The 23,218-nt window shown below is 47.6% G+C and carries 22 protein-coding genes; 11 read left to right on the forward strand and 11 right to left on the reverse strand.

Features of this window, described 5'->3' with window-relative positions:
* Positions 1 to 397: 397 nt before the first annotated feature.
* The 3 genes from HY200_10410 to pyrF are packed head-to-tail and all read right to left on the reverse strand — an operon-like array spanning position 398 to position 3,440.
* Positions 398 to 1,273 carry an aminotransferase class IV gene (locus tag HY200_10410; protein ID MBI3595356.1) on the reverse strand — a complete coding sequence of 292 codons (876 nt, stop codon included), beginning with the start codon at positions 1,271 to 1,273 and terminating at the stop codon, positions 398 to 400.
* Positions 1,270 to 2,706 carry an anthranilate synthase component I family protein gene (locus HY200_10415; GenBank protein ID MBI3595357.1) on the reverse strand — a complete coding sequence of 479 codons (1,437 nt, stop codon included), beginning with the start codon at positions 2,704 to 2,706 and terminating at the stop codon, positions 1,270 to 1,272. The genes HY200_10410 and HY200_10415 overlap by 4 nt, the downstream gene beginning before the upstream one ends.
* A gap of 8 nt (positions 2,707 to 2,714) precedes the next feature.
* Positions 2,715 to 3,440, reverse strand: coding sequence for an orotidine-5'-phosphate decarboxylase (gene pyrF, locus HY200_10420; GenBank protein ID MBI3595358.1), 726 nt, complete (start codon positions 3,438 to 3,440; stop codon positions 2,715 to 2,717).
* 118 nt (positions 3,441 to 3,558) lie between these two features.
* Here pyrF and HY200_10425 point away from each other — a divergent pair, with 118 nt between their 5' ends.
* The 5 genes from HY200_10425 (at position 3,559) to HY200_10445 (ending at position 9,021) form a co-directional block, all read left to right on the forward strand.
* Entirely contained in the window at positions 3,559 to 4,860 is a 1,302-nt protein-coding gene (locus HY200_10425; GenBank protein ID MBI3595359.1) for a DUF3422 family protein, read from the forward strand.
* 13 nt (positions 4,861 to 4,873) lie between these two features.
* Complete coding sequence (locus HY200_10430; GenBank protein MBI3595360.1) at positions 4,874 to 6,256, forward strand: glutamine synthetase; 1,383 nt, start codon at positions 4,874 to 4,876, stop codon at positions 6,254 to 6,256.
* A 127-nt stretch (positions 6,257 to 6,383) separates the two neighbouring features.
* Complete coding sequence (locus HY200_10435) at positions 6,384 to 7,157, forward strand: glucose 1-dehydrogenase (protein MBI3595361.1); 774 nt, start codon at positions 6,384 to 6,386, stop codon at positions 7,155 to 7,157.
* Between the two features lie 36 nt (positions 7,158 to 7,193).
* Complete coding sequence (locus HY200_10440) at positions 7,194 to 8,576, forward strand: aldehyde dehydrogenase family protein (protein ID MBI3595362.1); 1,383 nt, start codon at positions 7,194 to 7,196, stop codon at positions 8,574 to 8,576.
* 43 nt (positions 8,577 to 8,619) lie between these two features.
* Complete coding sequence (locus tag HY200_10445) at positions 8,620 to 9,021, forward strand: PilZ domain-containing protein (GenBank protein MBI3595363.1); 402 nt, start codon at positions 8,620 to 8,622, stop codon at positions 9,019 to 9,021.
* Between the two features lie 5 nt (positions 9,022 to 9,026).
* Here the strand turns inward: HY200_10445 and HY200_10450 are convergent, their stop codons facing one another.
* Positions 9,027 to 9,572, reverse strand: coding sequence for a methylated-DNA--[protein]-cysteine S-methyltransferase (locus tag HY200_10450; GenBank protein ID MBI3595364.1), 546 nt, complete (start codon positions 9,570 to 9,572; stop codon positions 9,027 to 9,029).
* 74 nt (positions 9,573 to 9,646) lie between these two features.
* Here HY200_10450 and HY200_10455 point away from each other — a divergent pair, with 74 nt between their 5' ends.
* From HY200_10455 to HY200_10465, 3 genes are read left to right on the forward strand one after another with little or no spacing between them, the layout of a single operon-like run.
* A complete protein-coding gene (locus tag HY200_10455; GenBank protein MBI3595365.1) occupies positions 9,647 to 10,525 on the forward strand; it encodes a hypothetical protein in 879 nt (292 codons plus the stop codon).
* A 13-nt stretch (positions 10,526 to 10,538) separates the two neighbouring features.
* Positions 10,539 to 10,967, forward strand: a complete 429-nt coding sequence (locus HY200_10460) for an AraC family ligand binding domain-containing protein (GenBank protein MBI3595366.1) — start codon at positions 10,539 to 10,541, stop codon at positions 10,965 to 10,967.
* Complete coding sequence (locus tag HY200_10465; protein MBI3595367.1) at positions 10,964 to 11,647, forward strand: HAD-IA family hydrolase; 684 nt, start codon at positions 10,964 to 10,966, stop codon at positions 11,645 to 11,647. The genes HY200_10460 and HY200_10465 overlap by 4 nt, the downstream gene beginning before the upstream one ends.
* Here HY200_10465 and msrB read toward each other — a convergent pair.
* The 5 genes from msrB to HY200_10490 form a co-directional block, all read right to left on the reverse strand.
* A complete protein-coding gene (msrB, locus tag HY200_10470; GenBank protein ID MBI3595368.1) occupies positions 11,640 to 12,047 on the reverse strand; it encodes a peptide-methionine (R)-S-oxide reductase MsrB in 408 nt (135 codons plus the stop codon). The genes HY200_10465 and msrB overlap by 8 nt on opposite strands.
* 164 nt (positions 12,048 to 12,211) lie before the next feature.
* Complete coding sequence (gene hemN, locus HY200_10475; GenBank protein ID MBI3595369.1) at positions 12,212 to 13,582, reverse strand: oxygen-independent coproporphyrinogen III oxidase; 1,371 nt, start codon at positions 13,580 to 13,582, stop codon at positions 12,212 to 12,214.
* 79 nt (positions 13,583 to 13,661) lie between these two features.
* Positions 13,662 to 14,684, reverse strand: coding sequence for a hypothetical protein (locus HY200_10480; GenBank protein MBI3595370.1), 1,023 nt, complete (start codon positions 14,682 to 14,684; stop codon positions 13,662 to 13,664).
* A complete protein-coding gene (locus HY200_10485) occupies positions 14,669 to 17,101 on the reverse strand; it encodes an acyl-CoA dehydrogenase (GenBank protein MBI3595371.1) in 2,433 nt (810 codons plus the stop codon). Before HY200_10485 ends, HY200_10480 begins: the two co-directional genes overlap by 16 nt.
* A 140-nt stretch (positions 17,102 to 17,241) precedes the next feature.
* On the reverse strand, positions 17,242 to 18,291 hold the full coding sequence (locus HY200_10490; protein MBI3595372.1) for a hypothetical protein: 1,050 nt from the start codon (positions 18,289 to 18,291) through the stop codon (positions 17,242 to 17,244).
* 409 nt (positions 18,292 to 18,700) lie between these two features.
* Here HY200_10490 and HY200_10495 point away from each other — a divergent pair, with 409 nt between their 5' ends.
* Positions 18,701 to 19,402, forward strand: coding sequence for a PAS and helix-turn-helix domain-containing protein (locus HY200_10495; GenBank protein MBI3595373.1), 702 nt, complete (start codon positions 18,701 to 18,703; stop codon positions 19,400 to 19,402).
* A 34-nt stretch (positions 19,403 to 19,436) separates the two neighbouring features.
* On the opposite strand, the gene HY200_10500 is transcribed toward HY200_10495, so the two are convergent.
* Complete coding sequence (locus HY200_10500) at positions 19,437 to 19,982, reverse strand: YceI family protein (protein MBI3595374.1); 546 nt, start codon at positions 19,980 to 19,982, stop codon at positions 19,437 to 19,439.
* A 200-nt stretch (positions 19,983 to 20,182) separates the two neighbouring features.
* Here HY200_10500 and HY200_10505 point away from each other — a divergent pair, with 200 nt between their 5' ends.
* Entirely contained in the window at positions 20,183 to 20,605 is a 423-nt protein-coding gene (locus HY200_10505) for a peptide chain release factor-like protein (protein ID MBI3595375.1), read from the forward strand.
* On the opposite strand, the gene crcB is transcribed toward HY200_10505, so the two are convergent.
* Positions 20,590 to 20,988 (reverse strand): fluoride efflux transporter CrcB, encoded by a 399-nt coding sequence (gene crcB, locus HY200_10510; GenBank protein ID MBI3595376.1) that lies wholly within the window; start codon positions 20,986 to 20,988, stop codon positions 20,590 to 20,592. The genes HY200_10505 and crcB overlap by 16 nt on opposite strands.
* 205 nt (positions 20,989 to 21,193) lie before the next feature.
* Between crcB and HY200_10515 the strand changes: the two genes are divergently transcribed.
* Positions 21,194 to 22,939, forward strand: coding sequence for a chemotaxis protein CheA (locus HY200_10515; protein MBI3595377.1), 1,746 nt, complete (start codon positions 21,194 to 21,196; stop codon positions 22,937 to 22,939).
* Positions 22,940 to 23,218 lie beyond the last annotated feature (279 nt).

Genomic DNA, 23,218 nt, shown 5'->3' on the forward strand with positions numbered 1-23,218 from the left:
AATGTAAATCTATTCCGCAATATAATTTCATCGGATCCCTCCTTGGTTAAGTCATATTTGAAGAGGCTATTATAGCCCCTTTTGAATAACCTCCGAGGGATCTCTATTCTCCTCTCCGCTCTAATGCTATCAGGTCTATTTAGTTGACATCCTCAAGAAATCATTCAGGTTCAAGAAAGACGGAATCATCAGATTGTTGAAGAGGTCGAGAAACATGGTCAAATGCAGAGAGACATCGCCGACTAATTGAGTTTACACTTTATCTCGATAAGCCGGTTGATGAACCAGAAATAAATCTATGACAAGACAATAGGCCTGACTCGATTTTAGTTAAGAAAATTGATAGTAACAAACCTGCGAAGACAAAATTCAAATATCCAATGAGAACTCCGTTAAATTAAGATTCAAGGGATCGAGAACGATAAGTTCTGAAAAGGGCCATCAATCTTTGGGTGGTTTTACCCGGTTTCCCTTTTCCAATGACTTTTCCATTTAATTTTGTCGCAGGCATAATCTCATACCCGGTACTGGTGACAAAGCATTCTTCCGCATTTTTAAGTTCATCCGGTCTGATCAGCCTTTCAATGACCGGCATTCCGCTTTGTTTCGCGATCTCGATGACGCAGTTTCGAGTGATCCCTTCGAGGATTCCGGATTTTAAGGAAGGCGTATACAGTTTGCCTTGTCGAACAAAGAAAAGATTGCTGATCGTCCCTTCGGATAAATATCCTCGATAATTTAACAGGATGCCTTCATCCGCGCCTGAGAGCGTGGCTTCTCTTTTTGCCAGGATGTTATTAAGGAAATTCGCGGATTTAATTTCGTTCGGGATAGCTGCCGGATGATTTCGAATTGTTTTGACGAGGGCGAGAGAGATCCCTTTCCTGTAAAGAGAATCGGCAGATGGAATGACCGGAAAAGCGGTGACAATCAAGGTAGGGGGGATAGATCGAACACGGTCCTTGCCTAAAGGAGTCACTCCGCGAGAACAAGTAATTCTGACGATGCCGTTTTTTAAGCTATTTTTTATCAATATGCTTCTGGCGATCGATCCAAATTTGTGAGCCGTCATTGGAAAGGACAGGGCAATCCGTTTCGCAGAACAAAAGAGTCTCTGAAGGTGCAATTCTAATTTGAAAATCTTTCCGTCATAGGCCCGAAGCGTTTCAAAAACGCCATCTCCATAGAGAAATCCCCGATCAAGGGGAGAAATACGGGCCGATTTCAATCGGATCCATCGCCCATTGAAAAAAATAATCGGGTTATCTCTCATCGATTCCCAAGAAGCGTCCGAATAAGTGCTTCGGCTTTGTGAAGGGTCTCCTCGTATTCCTTTCGAGGAATCGAGTCAGAGACGATGCCGGCGCCTGTTTGAATAAAACCCCGATCCTGATTCAAAAATAAGCTCCGGATCAGAATATTCAGGTCAAGTTCTCCTGAAAAACTGATGTATCCAAGAGAACCGGTATAAGGTCCCCGTTTGACCGGTTCCAGTTCGTCAATAATTTCCATCGCCCTGATTTTCGGAACTCCCGAAATCGTCCCTCCCGGAAAGAGCGCTTTCAATATATCTTGCCAGTCCACTCCTGGCTTGATGTTCCCAATAATATTGGAAACGATATGAATGACATGAGAATAGCTTTCGATTCTCATGAATTCGTCCACTTTGACTGACCCAAAGCGGGTCACCTTCCCGAGATCGTTCCGCTCAAGATCAATCATCATCAAATGTTCGGCGCGTTCTTTTGTGCTTGCAATCAGATCGGATCGCATCTGAATCTGTTCAGTCTCACTTGTACCGCGGGGACGGGTTCCTGCAATCGGCCGTGTTGAAAGTATGCCATGGGAGAGACTGACGAGTCTTTCAGGAGAGGACGAGACAATTTGAAAAGACCCGCCATCCAGGAAAGAGGAAAACGGGGACGGATTAATCTTTTGCAGGCGTTCGTAAAGGACGAGAGGATGAACCCCAGGTCGATCAAATGAAAAGCGGAGTGAAAGGTTCGCCTGAAAAATATCGCCGCATCGAATATATTCCTGGCATTGAAGAACGATGTTTTCAAATTCATTCCGGGATAACGAGGATTCGAAGACGAGGTTCCGATCCCGGGAGGCCGATGACGAAGGGGAAGGAGCCGGAAAAGGTCCGTTCAAAATGTCCAGGTATGCGGCAATTTTTATCTCGCCCCGGGATTTCAGCGTTTCCCAATCGATTCCGTTGAGGTCTTCCGGCGAGGGGTGATAAATAATCTCCGCTCGCCGTTCCAAATGATCGAATGCGATCACCGTGTCGATAAAAAAAAGGTAGATTTCCGGAAAGGTCTCGGTTTTCTTTTTGCGACCGGGAAGTTTTTCAAAATAACGGACGACATCGTAGCCGAAAAAACCGGCAGCTCCGCCAAAAAATGGAGGCAGATCGGGTGCCCTATCCAATTGAAATCCCGCGAGGAGTTCTTGAAGAGTATGAAAGGGATCAGAACCGGTCCCTTCGGGCGGCTTGCCTTTCCGAGTGATCACTCCCTGAGTTCCGTCAAAGAGAAATGTCATGTAAGGGTCCGTCCCAATAAAAGAGTATCTTCCCGTTGCGCCACTCTCTCTGCTGCTTTCGAGCAGGAAAGCGGGAGGAGATTGATAGATTTTCTTGAATGTGATGAGGGGAGACTCGTAAGGAATGGATCTGACTAGAGGTTGAAAAACAGTTCCCATCGGTAAACTTAGTTAACCAGAGACATTTCCTGAATGACTTTTTGTACGGCTTCTTCCGGATTTGCGGCCGCTAAAATCGGTCTCCCCATGACGAGAAACGTGGCGCCATGTTCAAGCGCCTCGGCAGGGGTTTCCACTCTTTTCTGGTCATCGTGTTGTGACCACGCGGGCCGGATTCCGGGAACGACATAAATAAGTTCGCGACCCAGTTCTTTCCTTAAGACCGGCAGTTCCATCCCCGAAGAAATAATACCATCGAGTTTGGCTTCTCTGGCAAGTCGTCCAAGACGAATGGAGTGGGAGATCAAAGGACCCGGCAAGCCCACCTCCCTTTCAACCATGGTTTTGCTGTGACTGGTCAATAGCGTCACCGCCAGGATCTTGGGTCGAGTCAATTGATGTTGTATTGCAAAATTTGCGGAAGCATCGATGCAGGATTTCATCATGTCGATTCCGCCTAATGCGTGGACGTTAAACATCCCCACCTGCAGCCGGGTAGCTTCTATGCCTGCTTTGGCGACCGTCGTCGGAATGTCATAAAATTTTAAATCAAGGAATACGCGACATCCCAGCTGATTGATCTTTTCCACGATTCGGCGTCCATCGGCCAGGAAAAGCTGGTTTCCGACTTTGAACCATTGAACGAAGGGCTTTAACCGAATGACCCATTCCGTGGCTTCTTCGGCAGTTTCGACATCGAGGGCAATGATCAGGTTTTCATTCACGAGGGTCATTTCTGGAATCGCTCCCATAAGTCAATAAAATCGACGTAATCATACTATGTTTGAAAGTAAAGTCAACCCGTGTCAGGGACTTCTTAACTTTCTTTTGCGGCTATGATAGAATCCGGTCATGGACTTTTCCATTATGAGCCAGTTCAAGTCCCATCTCTCCCTTCCTCTCCATATTCATCATGTCGCCTATTTAATGAAAGATCCCCCTCATGACGCTCCTCTCGCGAAAGCGGAGTTTCGGCAGCTCATTTCCTGGTTTCAGATCGAACCGGAGCACTGCTTTGAAGAAAAGAAGATGGGACTTGGCATTAAAAAATATCCCAATGGGGATCAGCTCCTCATTTTATGGAGGCTCCATACGGAATATTACAGTTATCAAACATGGCATCTCCCATCCAATCCTTCCCGAGTCCTCACTTTTGGCCCGATTGATCTGCCGGGATATCTTTTCCAATCCTGTCCACTGGGTACCCGAATCTCCTGGATGGATATTCTGGTTCAATCAGGGAATGATCCGGTTTCAAAACAGGAACTGCAAGAGGTGTTCAGAGGTCCTGAGATATTTGGAAGCCGCGTGATCGAGGCCATTTCACTTTATACCGATTTTGCTCCTGATGAGCATGAAAAGGTTCGGTTCCTCGTCCGTTCTGCCGATGTCCGGTCACTTAAAGAAAAGGCGCCGTTTATCCTGGAATCTCTCTCATTTCTCGAAAATTACAGGCACTTGATTCTTTTTCCGCTTGATGAATTTAACCAGCATATGGATCGCTTTTATCAACTCGAAAAAGACCAGGTGGTAAAAAGGGAAGAAATTTCCCGGGGTTTGGAAACCTCGAGTCCGAAGCAATTTAAGGAGTGGCTGATCCTGCTCACCCGGACGCTCTCGGAAGTCAACCGGATAGGAGACAATGTCCGATATCATCTCGCATCTGCTGTCCCTTATGACAGCATTCTCAATGCGACACTGGAAGAGCTGAAAGAGACCGGGGAGATCGGTTTTCAGCCGTTGGGCTATTTTATCAAACGAAAAGTCCGGGGAATCGCAGACGGTTATCTCCGACTCATCGAAAGAATCGATGCGCTGAACAAGGCGTTGGAAGGGACCGTTGCCGTACTGAGAACGCGGGTCGATTTGGCGATGGAAGAGCAGAATCTCTCCCTGCTCAAGAGCGTCGACGAAACAACCAAGAATCAGGTCCATCTTCAGCAGACGGTGGAAGGACTCTCTGTCATCGTGCTCACCTATTATATTACCGGGATCGCCAATTATTTTTTCAAAGGAGTCAGCGAGTGGGGGTTGATTCAATCTCCCGGTCTGGCCACAGCCGTTTGTCTTCCCATTTCATTTTTGATTGCTTTCGGACTCGTTTACCGGGTCAAGAGAGCTTTAACCCGCCGCGATCATCAAAACAACGAATAGGAGAAGTGTCGGAATGGACAAGGTGATGAGAGGAATGTTGACTGTGGGAGAGCTCGCCAAAATGGTGAAGAAAGGGGAGATTGAAACCGTCATTCTTTCCTTTACCGACCACTACGGCAGGCTGATGGGGAAACGTCTTGATGCGGAATTCTTTCTGGAAGTTGGAGTGAAGCAGGGTACTCACGCTTGCGATTATCTTTTGACTGTGGATATGGAAAACGAACCGGTTCGTGGCTATCGCTTTGCGAATTGGGAAAAAGGTTACGGAGATTTTCACATGGTCCCGGACCTTGCCACCTTAAGAATGGCAAGCTGGCTGGACAAGAGTGCGATCGTCATCTGCGATCTGGAAGATGAAAAGAGGGGGGGTGCTGTTCAACAGGCCCCCCGTACAATATTGAAGAAACAGGTTCAAAGGGCTTCAAAGCTGGGCTATACTGTCATGGCCGCATCGGAGTTGGAATATTACCTGTTCCGGACTTCCTATAAAGAGGCCTGGGAAAAACAGTATCAAAATCTTGAGTCCGTGGGATGGTATCTGGAAGACTATCATATTCTGCAAGGGACCCGCGAAGAGGAATTCCATAGCGCGGTACGCAAACATCTGAAGCAGTCCGGAATTCCGGTCGAAAACTCGAAAGGGGAATGGGGGCTGGGACAGCACGAGTTAAACGTCCGTTATGACAAGATCCTGGAAATGGCAGACCGTCATGTGATTTATAAAGAGTGCTTGAAAGAAGTTGCGGAGAAAATGGGAATCAGCGTGACATTCATGGCAAAATTTTCGTCCGTGCAGGCCGGATCAAGTTCCCATATTCATTTAAGCCTTCGAAAAAACGGTAAGAATGTATTTCCAGGAAAAAAACGATTGGGCCCTCTTCAATGTTCCGATGTTTTTCGCTGGTTTCTCGGGGGATGGATCGCCCACGTCCCTGATTTTATGGTTTTTTATGCGCCGACCATTAATTCCTATAAGCGGTATCAGAGCGGCTCATGGGCTCCAACCCGGCTGGCCTGGAGCTACGACAACAGGACAGGTGGCTTCCGTGTTGTGGGCAAAGACGAGAGTCTCAGAATCGAGTGCCGGATTCCGGGAGCCGACTGCAATCCCTACCTTGCCTTTGCGGCGGCCCTTGCTTCAGGTCTAGATGGAATCGAAAAAAAAATGGAGCCGCCTCCGGTTTTTGAGGGGGATATCTATTCTGCCGAAGATCTACCCCGGGTTCCTTCCACGCTTCGCGAAGCGACAGAGATTTTCGGTCAAAGTGACGTGGTTAAACAAACGTTTGGGGACGAGGTGGCAGAACATTATCTCCATTTTTACCGTTCGGAACAGGAAGCGTTTGACAGGGCGGTGACGGATTGGGAAAGAATCAGATATTTCGAACGAATTTAAGGGCATGGAGTGATTGAATCAGCCAAATCCATGAACGGGATCTCCGGAACGCCGTTCCTGGAATTGGCAGACGATATGATTTTACAGGTCGTAATTTGAAATAGATCATCGGGAGGTTGAATTCAATATGAGATTGAAAGATAAAGTAGCTCTCATCACAGGAGGTGGAAGCGGGATCGGACGGGAGACAGCGCTTCTTTTTTCTGCCGAAGGGGCATCGGTTGTGGTGGTGGATAAAGATGCGCCCGGAGGAAATCAAACGGTGGCGTTGATTAAGTCTTCAGGAGGGAAAGCGATATTTGTTCAGGCGGATGTGTCCAAAAAGGCGGAGGCCGAAGAAATGGTTGCGAAGGCCGAAAAGGCGTATCAACATCTGAATATCCTGTTTAATAACGCGGGAATCATGCATGGAAACGACGACGACGCGATCAAGACCGAGGAAGAGGTTTGGGACCTGACGATGAACATTAATCTAAAAGGGGTGTTTCTCGGATGCAAATTTGGAATTCCGGCCCTTCGAAGATCCGGGGGCGGATCGATTATCAATACCGCTTCATTTGTGGCTCATTTGGGAGCGGCGACACCTCAGGTGGCCTATACGGCAAGCAAGGGAGGAGTCCTCTCTTTTACGCGAGAACTCGCGGTGATCCACGCACGAGAAAATATCCGGGTGAACGCGCTCTGTCCCGGTCCGCTGAGGACAGAGCTCTTGATGAAATTCCTCGATACGGAAGAGAAGAAGCAGAGACGCCTGGTCCACATTCCGATGGGCCGATTTGGGGAAGCAAGGGAAATTGCAAAAGCAGCCCTTTTTCTGGCATCGGACGAGTCGTCCTATATGACGGGAACGTCGTTCATGGTGGATGGCGGGATCACGGCCGCCTATGTCACACCTCAGTGAATTTGAACCAGGTATAAGGCCAATTTGGAGAGTCGAATGAAATCATCCGTACTAAAAGTCATTAACCCTTTCGATCAGAAAATCGTCTGCGAACTTCCCTGGGAAGAGGAGACGACACTCAATAAAAAAATAGGAGAAGCCCACCAGGCCTGGGGTCAATGGCGGCACCTCTCTCTGGATGAGCGGACAAAGCAGGTCAAAATCGGGCTGGAACGATTTCGTTCCCGGTCAGAGGCCATTGCCAGGGAGATTACCCTTCAGATGGGGAAACCGATCGCACAGTCCAAAAGAGAAATGGAAACGTTTTTTGACCGGGCGGACTATATGATTTCTATCGCAGGGAAGTCGCTCTCACCGATTGTCCTTCCCGAAAAGAAAGGATTCCATCGCCGCATCGAACATCTTCCTCTGGGGGTCGTTTTTAATATCGCCGCCTGGAATTATCCATTGTTAATACCTGTCAATGTAATCGTTCCGGCGCTTCTCGCGGGTAATACCGTTGTCCTGAAACATAGCGCGAGGACGCCGCTATGCGGGAAAGCCTTCGAAACGGCGTTCGGAGAACTTGAAATACCCGGTCTGGTGACGAATCTGGTGTTGACACACCAGCAGACCCTGAGTGTTATCGAAGATTCGAGGATACATTACGTCGCTTTTACCGGATCGGTGCCGGGTGGAAGTCAAATTTACCGGCATTCGGCCAAACGATTTATCGACGTTGGTTTGGAACTGGGAGGGAAAGACCCGGCCTATGTCGCTGAAGACACCGATCTCGACTTTGCAGTTGAAAATATCATCGATGGTGCCTGTTATAACGCGGGACAATCTTGTTGCGCAGTCGAGCGGGTATATGTCCATCATACACTTTACGAACCTTTTCTCATTAAGGCAAAAAAAGTCCTGGAGGCTTATCAGCTGGGTAACCCGTTGGAACCGGGAACGACGATGGGCCCACTGGTCAGCCGATCCGCGCTTGAACTGCTGGAAAATCAGGTCAGGGACGGAATCACCCGGGGAGGAAGATTAATTATGGGAGGGAAGCGCCTTCCGGATTCGGAGGGAAATTTCTTTTTACCCACTCTGATTGCAGATCTGCCTAATCGTGCTGAATTGATGCAGGAAGAGAGTTTTGGTCCTATTGTCCCGGTCATGTCCGTTGCGGATGACGAGGAAGCATTGAAGTGCATGTCGGACTCAAGATACGGATTGACGGCGTCTGTCTGGACCAGGGACCGTGAAAGGGCGGAATATTTTGCCCAAAATCTGGAAACAGGCACCCTATACCAGAACCGCTGCGATTACCTCGACCCGGCTCTCCCCTGGACCGGAATGAAAGACAGCGGAATTGCCGCTACCCTCTCCGAATTTGGTTTCTATCACCTCACGAAACGAAAAAGCATTCACTTTAGGGAAAGGTAGGGATACCCGGGGCTAAAAAGGGAAACTCTGGTATAATTATGGGATGGAAACAACGCAAGAACCGATTGAAACTAAAAGAAAATATCCGAGAGTCCGTCAGGAACTCCCGTTCTCTTTTCGCGTCGTCCATCCTGAATCAGAGGAAAATTGGGTATCTACAAAAACAAATATCCTGGGTGGAGGAGGTATATCGGTCATTTCGCCTGTTTTGCTTCCGGTTGGGGCCCTTCTTCACGCGAAAATAAACCATTATGCGCGGGTGATCGAATTCACTGCCGAAATTGTCTGGGCGGAGGAAGTGCTTATAGGCGAATCGATCCAGTCAAGATGCGGCCTTCGTTTTACCCAGATTTCTCAGGATAGTCTCCTGTCTATTCACGATATCATCAATAATTCCCAAAGCAGACCATTCCAGCAAATTCATCAAAATCAGATAGACCAGTAGCCAATTCAGGATTTTATCGATCTGGATTCCAGAAAAAGAAGTTTTTTCTTCTGATCTTCGCCCCATCGGTACTTTCCAGGATCGCCCGATTTTCGAATCACGCGATGACAGGGAATGAGATAGGAAATCCGGTTTTGTCCGATCGCGTTGCCCACTGCGCGCGCGGCACGAGGGAATCCGACTCTCTTTGCGATCTCCTGATAGGAGGTTTGAGATCCATAAGGGATCCGAAGGAGCTCCTTCCAGACTTTGATCTGAAATGGGGTGCCCATCACTGTTAATTCGATGGGGGAGGGGTCGATATTCTTGCGGGAAGGGAAAATCCTGTTTTTAAATAGCCGCGTTTTTTCAGGTGATTCCAAAAACAGGGATCCGTCCAGGTCCTGCTTCATTTCCTCGATCGCATAATTTTCATCGCCTTTTCTTATGAAACTAAAAAAAGAAATCTTCCCATCAGAGAGAGCGATCAAACACTGGCCTAACGGGGTAGGGTGTATTCCATATTCAATGTTTAACGTTGTTTTTTTTCTCACGAATTCGACTCTACTCATGAAATGTGCCTTGATCATAGCCGCCCCTCCCCAAAAAGATCACTTGAATATTGGATCGCTCAATCGATTTTAAAATGAAAACAAGGGTTAATCAATCCCTTATTTATTCTTTTATCGCATCGAATGACAGAGAACGATCGAATATCCTTGAATTGAAAAATGACTCGTTATTTGATACGCTAGCGGCGGTAACTGGAGCCGCATCAATGTTCAAAAGTATTGCTTCACCTGTTGTTTTAGGGTTAGGTATCTGCTTTTTGTTTTCCCAGATCGGATTGGGCGACGAGAGTGACCTTTCACTTCTCTTGCAAAGGATTGATCAGGCTTATTTTGAAAGAAATCTGGGTAACCAGTTAGTCGATGGCGAGCAGATGTGCGAGGAAGCGCTTGCCAAAGTGACAGCTAAAGACGATATCTACTGGAGAATGGCCCGTTTTAAGGCGTGGGAAGGAGCCATTGCGAAAGAAGCGCCCGATAAACTGAAACTTTTTAATAATGCAAAAGGGTGGGCCGAAAAGGGGATTGAAGCCAATTCTGGAAATGCCGAAACCCATTTCTGGTTAGGAGTTGCTTATGGCAGAATCGGGGAAACTCAGGGAATCTTTAAATCATTTTCTCTGATCGAACCGATTCGTCATGAAATGGATGAAGTCTTGAAACTCAATCCAAATCATGCCGGAGCGCATCATCTTCTCGGCGTGATGTACAGAAAACTCCCCTGGTTTAAGGGAGGTTCCAACAAGAAATCGGTCGAGGAGCTTCAAAAATCGATTGATCTGAATAGCGCGAATACGCTTTATCATCTCGATCTGGCCAAGACTTACCTTGCCATGGACAAAACGAAAGAAGCACGGATAGAGCTTGAGAAAGTTAAGACCATTATGCCTCCGTTTGATCCGGTTGAGGCTGAGATAGACCGAAGGGCTGCTGAACAGCTCTTGGTAAACAGATGAAAGGAGAATGAAAATGACGAAACGGGATGGAGTCGCAATTTATCCTAACGGGGTGACGCTTGCGAAATGGCCGAGAAAAGAAGAACCGACTGCGGAGAATGTGGCACAGGAAATGAAAAAATACGGATACACGGTTTACGACCAGCAGACGGTGGCCCCCTGGTTTGAACGAAGCCGGCATGGACATGATGAGGCGGAGATTCGAGGAGCCATTTCGGGGGTCATTACCTTTCACTTTGATGAGTTTCCCGTTACCCTCGAAGCGGGAGATATTTTAATGATTCCGGGCGGGATTCCTCATGAGGTCATCAGCCACAACGGGAGCCCTTTCTCGGCATACAAAGGATCCAAAAGTGGTGAACGGAAGGTCACAGAGTATGCAAATGGAGTAGGAAGTGTCGAAGATCTCGCAGCTCGTCGCGCCTCTGCAAAAATGAAATGAATCTTATTGCGATTGATCTCGATGGAACGCTTGAAGACAGCCGTCGGGATATGATTTCTTCCGTACATCGGGTGCGGGCCGGTTTTTCACTTTCCAGACGGTCAGATGACCGGATTGCTCCCTGGGTCAATCAGGGAATGGAACGACTTTACCTGAACTGTTTCGACGACTATCTCGAAAAGGGAATTTATCCCGAACGAATGAATATCGTTCGGAACGCGTATGAACTTGATTATCTCGGCCAAGTTGCAACTGAAACCCGCCTGTATCCAGGCATCTCCGAAGCACTTTCAGGACTGTCGCTTGTCGGCCGTCTGGTTGTCGTCACAAACAAACCTGAAAAGATCTCGAAGCGATTACTGAAGGAGTTGAAAATAGACCATTGGATCTCCGGTCTTGTTGGAGGGGATACGATTGGAAAAATAAAACCTGATCCAGCTCTTTTACAAGAGGCGGCCCGCCTGGCGGGTTATTCATCCGACTCAGGCATTTCCTTTATGATTGGAGATACGTCCGGGGATATTCAGATGGGGCGTGCCTTTGGCGCCGTCACGATCTGGTGCGCCTGGGGTTATTCAAAAAATCCGGGAGTCGCACCTCACGAAACTGCCACAGATCCGGAACAGCTCAAAGAGCTTGTGCAAAAGCGAACGCCAAAGCAAATTGAAGCCATTATTTAGAATCGTTTCCAGTTGGAATAAATTTTAATGCCGCCGAGTTAATGCAGTACCTCAATCCTGTCGGTTCCGGTCCGTCCTTGAAAACGTGTCCCTGATGTCCGCCGCATCTTCGGCAGTGGACTTCCGATCGGGGATAAATTAATTTCCAGTCCGTTCTTGTCTCAATGGCTGATTCTTCCAGAGGTTGCCAGAAACTGGGCCAGCCGGTTCCGCTATCAAATTTGGTCTCGGATGAGAAAAGAGGCAGGTCGCATCCGGCGCAGTGATAGTTTCCCTTTGCCTTGTTTTCATGAAAGCTGTTTTTAAAGGGAGGTTCCGTTCCCTCCTTCCTTAAGACCCGATACTGTTCCGGCGTGAGCATGGCTTTCCACTCTTCATCTGATTTCTGATAGTCACTCATTTTCCTGATCTCCCGAACCGAATTAGAAGGTGACTGTTTTTATGAAATACTCTCTGGAAGTTTACCTAACTTCAAGTGCCAAGAGCAAGAGCCGAGCTCAAAGGCACCATCGCGAAGATTGAATGGTCAACTCAGGGAATCGAGGCGATCGCAGGTGGATAAGCCTATAAAGTCTGTGAGTAGAGGGCATTTCCGGATGGATGAGGTTCTAGATAGGCATCGAACGGCATGGCGATATTGCGAAGAAAAAGATTTCCGGTTTCTGTCACCCTAATGTTTTCAGCAGAGACCTCAACCAAACCGTCTTCCTCCATCTTGCTTAATTCGGCGAGGGCATCGGCAAAGTAATCGTTGAAATCAATTTTCCATTTTTGCGAAAGCATCGGGAGGTCTATCTCCGAGCCGCACATAATCCGCATGATGACCTCGCGTCGGATCTTATCATCCAGGGAGATGTTCATTCCGCGTTCGGTCGCCAGTCTGCCCTGCTGGATTCTTTTGCTGTACTCGTCAATCTCTTTGACATTTTGCGCGTAAATCTCCTCCGTCTGGCTGATACCGGAAACCCCGAAACCATATAGGTCGCTCTCTCCATGTGTCGAGTAACCTTGAAAATTCCTCCAGAGCGTTTGGTTCTCCCTGGCCTTCACCAGATCGTCGTTGGGTTTCGAATAGTGATCCATTCCAATATTGACATAACCGGCTGAATTCAGCTTTTCAATGACCAGAAGGCGCAGCGCCAGACGAGTCTGAAAATCAGGGAGGTCTTTCACACGTATCAGCTTTTGGTGTTTCAGCAGGTTCGGAAGGTGGGCGTAACTGAAAATGGCCAGACGGTCGGGCGACCAGGAGATAATTTTATCCAGGGTCCGGGAAAAGGTTTCTACACGCTGGTGCGGCAATCCGAGCATCAAATCGAAATTAATACTTTTAAACCCGGCATTCCGCATCCAGCCGTACACTTCGTAAACAATATTTTCAGGCTGGACGCGATTGACGCTTGTTTGAACCTGATTGTCAAGATCCTGAACGCCCAGGCTCATTCTGTTAAAGCCGCTCTCTTTTAACGCGGCAATATGATCCCGGGTTAATTCCCTGGGATCGACTTCACAGGCAATTTCCGCACCGGGAGCGATCAGGAACTCATTTTGTATGGATGAGAACAGATTTCGGATATCGGATGGCTGAAGAAAAGTGGGCGTGCCGCCTCCCCAATGGATCTGTTGCACTCTTTTTTTGGAAGGGGCCAATCCCGCAATAAGGGAAATTTCCTTTCTTAATAACGCCACGTATTCTGCCGCGTGACTGTAGCGCTTTGTTGCGAACATGTGACAGCCGCAGTAATAGCATAAGGAATCGCAAAACGGAATATGGAAATAGAGTGAAAGGTCCCGGTCGCTGTTCTGGTTTCGGCAGAGCTCTTCCCTCCATTCTTTTTCACCGAATAGATTTGAAAAATGGGGTGCGGTCGGATAGGAGGTATAGCGCGGTCCGGGTCTGCTATATTTCTTGAGTAAAAGATTTGTCAAAGTCATCGGATTGCAGGCGTAAGTCTGTCAAATAGTTTATCATGTCCTGTCCGAAAGATAAAAAGTTTTGTTAAAAATACAAAACCTAGATCACATAACGATTGTTTTGAAATACAGTCATGCCGTCAACATCGACACGATCTGCGGCGGCAAAGACGTCAACATGGAATCGATTGCTCTTGGGAAAACCGGGTTTGGTATAAATCGAATGTTTTCCCCCGAGTGAAAGGTGAATGCCACACATCCTTTCGTAGGCAGAGATATCACTGACCCGTCTCTTACGGTTCATTGCCCGATTCAATCCGAATCCCAATTCCCTTAACCAGACCTTCGATTCGTCATTTCGAATTTCATCTAAAACCGCATGAAAGGCTGAAGGCGCGTCCGGCGCGTCGACCAGAACCCCGTTTTCAATCAGTGCTGAAAAAGGCTTTTCAACGAAAAAGACTGTAAAGTCGGTATTTCCAAAGGCAAACAGGGCGATCTTCCCATTGACGCGCGAGATTTCCTTGGGCTCCGAAAAAACCTCTCCGATAGGAAATTGTCCCCCGACATTTCGCATTTTGGAATAATCTCCAATATTGAGTTTGGCATTTTCAAAGGGAGAAGAGTAGGTCAGGACATTCTGGTCCGAGAAGATTTCAATTTTCTCGCAGGCATCGATCTTTTCTTTGAGCGCCGGACCGAACGTTCGATAATAGTCAGAATCGTACGCCAGGGCGTCAATATAGATTGACATTTCTTCGGGACGTATTCGGGAAAGATGCGGGTGTTCGATGACTTTAAGTTTTCGATTAAATAGCTCAAGCCGAATCCGAAACTGGTTCAACCTGAAGCTGGTGGACTGGATCAGGATTACCAGGTCACCGGCAGAAAGCCGGTCAATCGCTTCTAAAATCTCTTCGGGGGAAACCTGGTCGAAATTGATCAGGACCGCGTCTGGAAGGGCCTGGGTATAAGCATGAGCAATCTGAATGGCAAGCGGGGACTGTTCGTCGAATACCAGAAGAGCCTGTTGTGCCGAGGTGTGCCCGATGGCCAGAGAGACCAGATCTCGAATATGATTGACAGCGCAGTCCGGCAAATAACAGGTTACCTTTTCCAGAATTCGGGCGAGAAATTGTCGACTGTCACCGCATCCCGTCTCGCCGCCGCCGCAGACTTTAACAATTCCCCCTCTTCCCGCGAGAGGACACCCTTTTTGAGGCCTTCTTCAATGACCGATTCTTCGGAACCCGGGTGGAGAAGCCGTTTATGAAGTGCCGAGGATATCTTTCGTTCAGGAACTTCGGCCGCCACGATCTTTTCAAGAGCAAATTCAAGTCGTCCGATGGAATCTTCCGGAGACTTCGGAATATAGATTCCCTGAGTCAGCCGGTCTCTCATCGAGCTCGGCCTCAGAAGAATTCTCGCGATTTGGTGGCCCAGTTCGTCTACGGGCATTTTAAAAGGCCTTCCGTCCGGAAAGAGGATCAGTTTTAAAAGAGAGGCGATCCAACGGCTCGGAAAATTCTTAATGACTTCAAAAAAGCGCTGTTGGATTTGATGGAGCGAATATTCGAGGCTCCAAAAGACCAAAGGGAGATCTTCTTCGCGGCGCCCGTCGTCCTCATATCGTTTTAGAATGGCAGAAGCGATATAGAGGTAGCTTAATATATCCCCAAGCCGGGCTGACAGCTTTTCGCGAAATTTCAGTGATCCTCCCAAAATGAGCATGGAGAGGTCAGCGGTCAGGGCGAACCCCGCGCTGGTTCGAGTCAGCATCTGGTAATAACGGCTAACCGGTCCGCTGACCGGAACTTTCACGAATCGAGCGCCGGTTAATCCCATGAATAAAGCCCGGGCAGCGTTTGAAAGTGTAAATCGAATATGACTGAAAAAAAGCCGGTCAAAATTGTTACAGGCCCGTTTTGGATCCGGATCCTGAGTCGACTCCAGTTCTTTCAAGATAAAAGGGTGGCAGCGGATTGCCCCTTGTCCGAAGATAATCAGGTTTCGGGTCAGAATATTGGCCCCCTCTACAGTAATGCTGATCGGTATCCCCTGGTAGACCCGCCCCATAAAATTGCGCGGCCCCAGACAAATTCCGCTTCCACCCTGTATATCCATCGCGTCATTGATGACTCTTCGCATCAGCTCGGTGAGGTGGTATTTAATCATGGCAGAAATAACAGATGGTTTTTCTCCCGAATCAACCGCTCCAAGCGTCATGACGCGGGCCGCATCCATGAGATAGGTCATACCGCCAATTCTTGCAAGGGGTTCTTCGATTCCTTCAAAGTGGCCGATGGGGGTCTTAAATTGCTTTCGAATTGCCGCATAAGCACCGGTCGCCCGGGAGGCCAGCTTGCCGGCGCCCGTTGAGAGAGCAGGAAGAGAAATAGCGCGTCCGGCAGCCAGGCACTCCATCAGCATTCGCCATCCCTGGCCTGCGCGTTGAATGCCTCCGACAATAAATTCAACCGGTATAAATACATCTTTTCCGAAATTTGGACCATTCTGAAATGTGAGATTCATGGGAACATGACGGTTCCCGATCGTAATGCCCGGGAGTTGGGTCGGTATAAGGGCGACGGTAATGCCCAGTTCTTCTTTTTCACCGATAAGATGGTCGGGATCATAAAGTTTAAAGGCAAGTCCCAGGAGGGAAGCAATCGGTCCCAGCGTGATATATCTTTTTTCCCAGTTTAACCGGATTCCCAGGACATCTTTTTTTCCTTCGAATTCTCCTCTGCAGAGAATGCCGGAATCGGTGATCGAAGCGGCATCGCTGCCTGCAGTGGTGCTGGTCAGTGCAAAACAGGGAATCTCCGAACCATTTGCGAGGCGCGGAAGGTAATAATTTTTCTGTTCTTCGGTTCCATAGTGGAGGAGTATCTCGGCAGGACCGAGAGAATTGGGAACCATTGTGGTTACACCGACAGACAGACTCCGGCTTGAAATCTTCATGATCACCGAAGAGTGGGCTAATGCAGAGAATTCAAGCCCGCCATATTTCTTTGGAATAATCATTCCGAAGAAGCCCTTTTCTTTCAAAAATTTCCAGACTTCAGGCGGAAGGTCGTGGTACACCTCATTAATTTTCCAGTCGTCAACCAGCTGGCAGAGTTCTTCTACCGGACCATTTAAAAAGGCCTCTTCTTCCGCTGTTAATTTCGGACGGGGAAATGAGAGGAGTTTCTTCCAGTCAGGGCGCCCGCTGAATAGATCAGCGTCCCACCAGACGGTTCCGGCCTCGAGAGCCTCTTTTTCGGTTTGCGACATGTGAGGAACGATTCTTCGGAAGAGGTTCAGGAGAGGATTGCTGATCAATAGCTTCCGGAAAAATGGAACGTTTAACGGGATGAAAATAGCTGCAAAAAGTCCCCAGAAAATCATTTCAGCCGTCGAGGAAGGAGAACCAAAAATCGTCCAGAAAACGAACGCGATCCCCAGGCAGATGGTCCAGACAAATCCCGAGACCCCGATGGCCGCAAGAATCCAGAATGCGAGAATTCCTGAAATTAGCGTTGCAAGTATGACCATTCCTTGGCTCCTTTTTATCTCATTTTCTTAATTCTATCAATCTTTGGGGAAGAGTCAAATCATTCACTTCTACTCTGTTGACGCGCACTTTGTCAATCTCTTTGGCGTCAGGGGCAAATTGAAAGCAACTCTTTGAAATTTTAGGGGAGCGAGGGGAATGAAAACGGTGGTCCGGCAAAGGTGGAGATGACCTTTGAAAAGAGATTCAATTTGTTGATCGTGTTTGTTTTCTTGTCGGTAAAGTAGATGTCCTTCCCGGAAGGATCGAAAGTGACTCCCTGGGGAATCGGGGAAAGCAGGGAACCGGCAGAGGTGAGGGGATAAACCCGGAGTTCTCCCGTTGACAGTCCAAATTGGTTAAGGACATGATTTGCCGTATCTGCAATAAAGAGTAAGGTATTGATCTGATTGACAGTGATTCCCAGCGGGAAAAACAGACTTTGACCCGAAGGAAACGTAATCGTCGTCACTTCCGCGGTTTCAACGATGACTTTCCGGATCGCCTGATTCGAGCTATCGGTAACATAGAGAGAACGCCCTGAGGGATCGATTGTGATCCCGGCAGGATGATCAAAACGGGCTTTTTCTCCAATACCATTTTGAAATCCAAGATAACCGGGCCGTCCGGCAATCGTTGTCACCGAACCTGTTGATATTTCGATCTTTCTGATCATATGGTTTGCGGTATCGGCAATATAAAGCCAGACATCGGTGGGATCGATCGTAATTCCGGAAGGTTCATTGAATCTCGCGGAATGACCCGCGCCGTTTTCGAGGCCGAAATAACCTGGTTTTCCCGCGAGGGTGGAAACCCGCCGGTTTGCCAGGTCAATTTTCCGAATCGTGTGATTTCCGGAATCACAAAGATAAAGGGTTGTCCCTTGATGATCAATCGTCAGCCCATGAGGAGCCCGGAATCGGGCGTCCTGGCCTGTCTCGTCGATTGATCCAAAACTCCCTCCGGAGCCGACCAGCGTCGAGACGACACCGGAGGAGATGACGATTTTCCTGATGACATGATTAAAGGCATCGGTAACATAGAGCGCCTTCCCGTCTGATACGATATCGAATGGATTACAAAATTTCGCCTGACGGGCCGGTCCATCCTGGTATCCGCATTCATAGGGGGAAGGGGGTTCCTCCCTGATCTGGAATGTTTTAGATTGAAGCGAGCTCGCATGCAGGAGCAAGAGGAAAATCATTCCTGGCAAAATTAGGAAATTCGGTTTGATTTTTGGCACCGGAAGCTATTGTGGTTTAAATAATTCATACCTTTCGCCGAATATCGGATTTTCCGGCCATTTCGGAAAAACTGTCTCCGCAGGTGGTCTGAATTTTCGATAGACATACCAATATAACAAGATAACAATCATTTGAAAAATAAAAAATATTTTCCTGTAAATTCCCGGATCACGCCGTTTTGATTCAAAATTCAGTTGAACTTCCCGCATGAAGATTAACGGTTTGTTTGCTTCAACCATCCCTTTTTTCTTGGAATAACAGAACTGTTCGTTGACAACATGGTTTAACTGTAATATAAATTAAGTAGAGTGATAATGTATGTTAAAATGCCTTGTCTTCTGATTTAAGGAAATGGATATGTTAAACGAAAATCGGGTGGGTCCTGCGGCGAGTTTTTCTTACAAAACGGCCGAAGGAGTCGTGGTGATGGACTCCTCAGGGAAAGTTTTGTTTGCCAATTCCTACATCGAAGAGTTACTTGGGTTTTCCGACGGGGAGATGAAGGGAAAGTTCTGTTTTGAAACCTGCCCAGGGCACGATCTATCCGGAAACCGGTATTGCTTTGCGAACTGCTCCGTACTCGAAATGGCCAGGAGAGACGAGCTCGTGCAGAATTTCGATATTCAGCTGGTCAATCGGAAGGGAAAGAAACTCTGGTTGAATGTCACGACCCTTCTGGAAAATGATTCTTCCTGTCCGGTCGGTTCCAACATCGTTCATATTTTCCGACAGACCGCTTCTCCAGTCGCTTTGGAGAATTATTTTAAACAAAACATCAAAGATTGGGTGGATACGTCATTAAAAGATCAGGAAATGATTCAGTTAACCCAAAAGGGTAACAGATGGGTTGGGATAGCAAAAAAATTCTATCTGAGTCCTCGAGAAATCGAAGTTTTTCAAAATCTGGTCCAGGGCCACGGAACCCTGGAAATAGCAGAAATCCTCCACCTCAGTCCCACGACGGTCAGGACTCATGTTCAGAGAATACTGAAAAAACTGCATGTCCACAGTATGCTGGAAGCGGTTGCCCTTGTTCTCGGAGAAAGACCCGCCGCATAAGATTCCGGCGCAGGGGTCCCGCCGGTAAACGAAATTACTTTTTGGCCTGTTTCTCGACCGCTTCCACTTGAATCAAAATATCCACATCCTCTCCAACCAGGAATCCCCCGCTATCGAGTACTTTGTTCCAGACGATGCCATAGTCTTTTCTGTTTATTTTACTGGTCGCCGAAAATCCGGCGCGGATGTCGCCCCAGGGTGATTTTGCGCTTCCGAGATATTCCACCTCAAAAGTGGCAGGACGGGTTACGCCATGAATGGTCAGATCCCCGGAGAGAAGGAATTTCTTGTCGCCGGAAGGAGTAACTTTTTTGCTTTCAAATATGAGAGAGGTAAATTTATCAACATCAAAGAAATCCGCAGATCTTAAATGAGTATCCCGTTTGACATGATTCGTATTGATGCTCGAGGCAAGGATCGTGAACTTTCCGGCCGAGTGATCCGGGCTCTTTTCATCAAAACTAAACGATCCTTCGAAATCCTTGAACTCTCCCTGAAGTTTCGTCACCATATGTCTAACCTGAAATCCGGCATGGGAATGATCTTTGTCCACGGTATATTCCGCAGCGTTTCCCGGCATGGAAATAAGTCCAAGGGATAGAAGTGTCATGAGAAAGGTGAATACAAATTGGTATGGATTGACCATCGTAGCTGATTCCTCCTGTGTGCGATGAGGGTTTTGAAAAGAAATGATGAAATGTGAACGATTGTTTAGGAAAGTCTAACATCAAAAAAGAGAGTTCTGCAATTTAAATCTGTAAGCAGAACCTGGAGGTGACCATGTTTCCCGTGTCAGATCGAAAAGAGAAGGCATTGAAAGATAAAATGGAAAGATTAAATATTCGGGAAGAAGATTTAGAAGAAAGCTTCATCCGATCCTCGGGTGCCGGAGGGCAAAATGTCAATAAAACGTCCTCCTGCGTTCTTCTGCACCACCTTCCGAGTGGTATCCGGGTCAAATGTCAGAAGGAACGGTCCCAGGCGCTCAACCGATATTTGGCTCGAAAAATTCTTCTGGATAAAATCGAAATAGAGTTGAAAGGAAGAGAGAGTTCTGAAAAAAAACGTATTGAAAAAATTCGACGGCAGAAAAGAAAAAGATCACGCCGGGCTCAGGAAAAAATTCTGGAAACAAAACATCGGATTTCGGCACAAAAATCAATGCGTGCGAAAGTCACCCGCGCGAATCAGGACGAGGAATAGCTCGAAATCCATTTAACTGTCAAGATGCCCAGTGCAGTCATACTGAGAGATCCGATTAAGTGACTGAGAATCAATAGCCCTCCCCAAAAATATTCCGCTCGTGCCAAGAGGGAAACCGTTTCCCCTGAAAATGTTGAAAAAGTCGTCAAACCCCCCAGAAATCCCGTTACGATCGCGAGTCGGATTTCAGGAGGAAAAGAACCGTTCCGGTCAATGAGAACCATCACGATTCCCATGAAAAAGCCGCCGATTAAGTTGGAGGCCAGCGTTCCCATCGGGAGCGTTGGAAAAAGGGGATTTAGCCAGAGGCTCAATCCCCAACGAAGCCATGCACCGCTTGCTGCTCCGATTCCGACGATCAGCATCGATAGATAAAAACTCATTGACACGTCTCCTTTAAGATCTTTCCCGTTCCATTCAAAGGTTTTAAGAGATCGGATCTCTTCTGTCAAGGAGTTTTAACAGAAATGGCAATTTTTGACCCTTCAATCCTTGACAAGGAGCGAAAAATGGGTAGATTTAATAGAAGGGGAAAATTCTTCTTTTTTTCGCCCCACAGCCTTATTGGAATACAGGACCCGTCAAAAAATGGATATCAACGCCGAAGAGAGGCAGCTCGTATTAAAAACTTTCCTTATCGAATCGGGTGAACGATTATCTGAAATGGAAGAGGCTCTGGTTGAATTCGAAGCTTCGCCGGATAATTTGGAAATCCTGGATAAAATCTTTCGTTCCGCACATACCTTAAAAGGGAATTCCCTGAGTCTGGAGTTCGATGAAATTGGAAAATTTATTCATGGAACGGAGAACCTCCTTCAAAAGCTTCGCATTCGCGAAGTTGAAGTGACCGGTGAAATCGTGACGCTCCTGCTCCAGTCCATCGATATGCTGCGTCATATGATCCCGGACGGAGTAGCCGGCGTCTTTGTGATGCAGCCGGCTCACCTGGAATTGATCAGGCAGATCGAAAGCGCGGCGAACGGATTGAAATCGGAAGAGACTTCCCAGCCTCAGACAGGAGGCTTGCCTCAGGGAGCGGAAAAACGACGAAGGCCCTGGGGAAGACGCCGGGAAGATATCCACGAACTGATCGATAAAACCAGAAGTATCCGGGTGGGAAGTGAAAAACTCGATCGGCTTCTCAATTTGATGGGAGAAATTACCCTTTCTCAGGGGAGAATTAAAGAAGAGCTGAAAATAAGGAATGATTTAAAAAAAGATAGTTTCCTCCAGGATATTTATACCGATACCGATCCGCTTTTGACGGAATTGCAGGATCAGATCATGAAGTTGAGAATGGTTCCGGTCGGTCCATCGCTTCGGCATTTTATCAGAGTTGTGCGGGATATTGCGAAATCTCACGACAAGCTCGCGAAGCTGGTCATTGAGGGGGAAGAGGCGGAAATTGACTCGACCTTTATTGAAGCGCTGCGAGATCCCCTGACTCACATGATTCGAAATGCCGTCGACCATGGTATTGAGTCTCCCGAACTGAGACGTGGGGGAGGGAAAAACCCCTGCGGCTTGTTAACCTTGCGGGTATACCACGATTCGGGTTCAATTGTCATTCAGCTTCAGGATGACGGTGCAGGTCTCCGGAAAAAAGAGATTCTCCAAAAAGCCGTGGCACTGGGATTGGCAAAAGAGTCAAACAGATTATCCGATCAGGACATTTACAGATTTATTTTTGAGCCCGGCTTTTCTACCAGTGAAAAAATAACGGATATCTCCGGAAGAGGGGTCGGGATGGATGTTGTTCAAAAGGGGATTGATTCGCTCAGGGGAACGATCGAAATCAGAAGCCAGGAGAAAAAAGGTACGATTTTTACGATCCGTCTGCCCCTGACCATGGCGATTATCAGTGGCTTTGTCGTGGGGGTCGGTGAAGAACGCTATGTGATCCCTCTGGATTCGGTTGTTGAATGTCTCGATTTGAGCGAAGCTCGTGATTTCGGGAACAGAGTGGTTTCGTCGGTTCACAGGGCCGGTTCCGGCCGAAAGGATGAAAAGGAAAAGGGAAGCGGATTTATCGATCTGAGAGGAAAGGCGCTTCCCTATTGCCGGCTCAGGGAGCATTTTCAGTTAGGGGGCAAGGCCGGGACCAGAGAGAACGCGGTTGTCATCCAGCATCATGACATGAAGGCCGCATTGGTGGTCGACTCGATCTATGGGGAAATACAGGCCGTCGTAAAGCCATTGGGTGAACTTTTTAAGGAATTGCCGGGCGTTACAGGTTCAACGATATTAGGCAACGGAAAGGTGGGATTGATTCTGGAAGTCGCCTCATTGATCAAGAACATTGAGGTTCAGAATCATTCTCTGTTAGTCAAATGAGAAGAAAGAGAAGGACAGGGAGATCCGGACATGATGAAAGTGTTTCACTTCAGTAATTTTAAATTAAGAAAGAGATTTGGAATCGCCTATGGCCTGATTCTTTTTCTACTGATTAATTTCTTTATTTTTGGTTTCTGGGGCCTCAAATCGATATCAGAAAATATCTACCGGAATTCAGAATTGAACGCCAGAGAAATAAAAGTCTCCGAACAGGTCAATGCCACGCTATCCAATGAGAGGCGCTTTGAAAAGGATGTATTTCTCAACATTTCCTCTCCG

It is taken from the genome of Nitrospirota bacterium, from assembly GCA_016194305.1.
In the GTDB taxonomy this organism is placed as follows: Bacteria; Nitrospirota; Nitrospiria; order JACQBW01; family JACQBW01; genus JACQBW01.

Bases quoted from the DNA above. Each gene is read 5' to 3' on its own strand.
- HY200_10410 (MBI3595356.1), bottom strand. From the start codon at position 1,273: ATGAGAGATAACCCGATTATTTTTTTCAATGGGCGATGGATCCGATTG.
- HY200_10415 (MBI3595357.1), bottom strand. From the start codon at position 2,706: ATGGGAACTGTTTTTCAACCTCTAGTCAGATCCATTCCTTACGAGTCT.
- pyrF (MBI3595358.1), bottom strand. From the start codon at position 3,440: ATGACCCTCGTGAATGAAAACCTGATCATTGCCCTCGATGTCGAAACT.
- HY200_10425 (MBI3595359.1), top strand. From the start codon at position 3,559: ATGGACTTTTCCATTATGAGCCAGTTCAAGTCCCATCTCTCCCTTCCT.
- HY200_10430 (MBI3595360.1), top strand. From the start codon at position 4,874: ATGGACAAGGTGATGAGAGGAATGTTGACTGTGGGAGAGCTCGCCAAA.
- HY200_10435 (MBI3595361.1), top strand. From the start codon at position 6,384: ATGAGATTGAAAGATAAAGTAGCTCTCATCACAGGAGGTGGAAGCGGG.
- HY200_10440 (MBI3595362.1), top strand. From the start codon at position 7,194: ATGAAATCATCCGTACTAAAAGTCATTAACCCTTTCGATCAGAAAATC.
- HY200_10445 (MBI3595363.1), top strand. From the start codon at position 8,620: ATGGAAACAACGCAAGAACCGATTGAAACTAAAAGAAAATATCCGAGA.
- HY200_10450 (MBI3595364.1), bottom strand. From the start codon at position 9,572: ATGAGTAGAGTCGAATTCGTGAGAAAAAAAACAACGTTAAACATTGAA.
- HY200_10455 (MBI3595365.1), top strand. From the start codon at position 9,647: ATGAAAACAAGGGTTAATCAATCCCTTATTTATTCTTTTATCGCATCG.
- HY200_10460 (MBI3595366.1), top strand. From the start codon at position 10,539: ATGACGAAACGGGATGGAGTCGCAATTTATCCTAACGGGGTGACGCTT.
- HY200_10465 (MBI3595367.1), top strand. From the start codon at position 10,964: ATGAATCTTATTGCGATTGATCTCGATGGAACGCTTGAAGACAGCCGT.
- msrB (MBI3595368.1), bottom strand. From the start codon at position 12,047: ATGAGTGACTATCAGAAATCAGATGAAGAGTGGAAAGCCATGCTCACG.
- hemN (MBI3595369.1), bottom strand. From the start codon at position 13,582: ATGACTTTGACAAATCTTTTACTCAAGAAATATAGCAGACCCGGACCG.
- HY200_10485 (MBI3595371.1), bottom strand. From the start codon at position 17,101: ATGGTCATACTTGCAACGCTAATTTCAGGAATTCTCGCATTCTGGATT.
- HY200_10495 (MBI3595373.1), top strand. From the start codon at position 18,701: ATGTTAAACGAAAATCGGGTGGGTCCTGCGGCGAGTTTTTCTTACAAA.
- HY200_10500 (MBI3595374.1), bottom strand. From the start codon at position 19,982: ATGCCGGGAAACGCTGCGGAATATACCGTGGACAAAGATCATTCCCAT.
- HY200_10505 (MBI3595375.1), top strand. From the start codon at position 20,183: ATGTTTCCCGTGTCAGATCGAAAAGAGAAGGCATTGAAAGATAAAATG.
- crcB (MBI3595376.1), bottom strand. From the start codon at position 20,988: ATGAGTTTTTATCTATCGATGCTGATCGTCGGAATCGGAGCAGCAAGC.
- HY200_10515 (MBI3595377.1), top strand. From the start codon at position 21,194: ATGGATATCAACGCCGAAGAGAGGCAGCTCGTATTAAAAACTTTCCTT.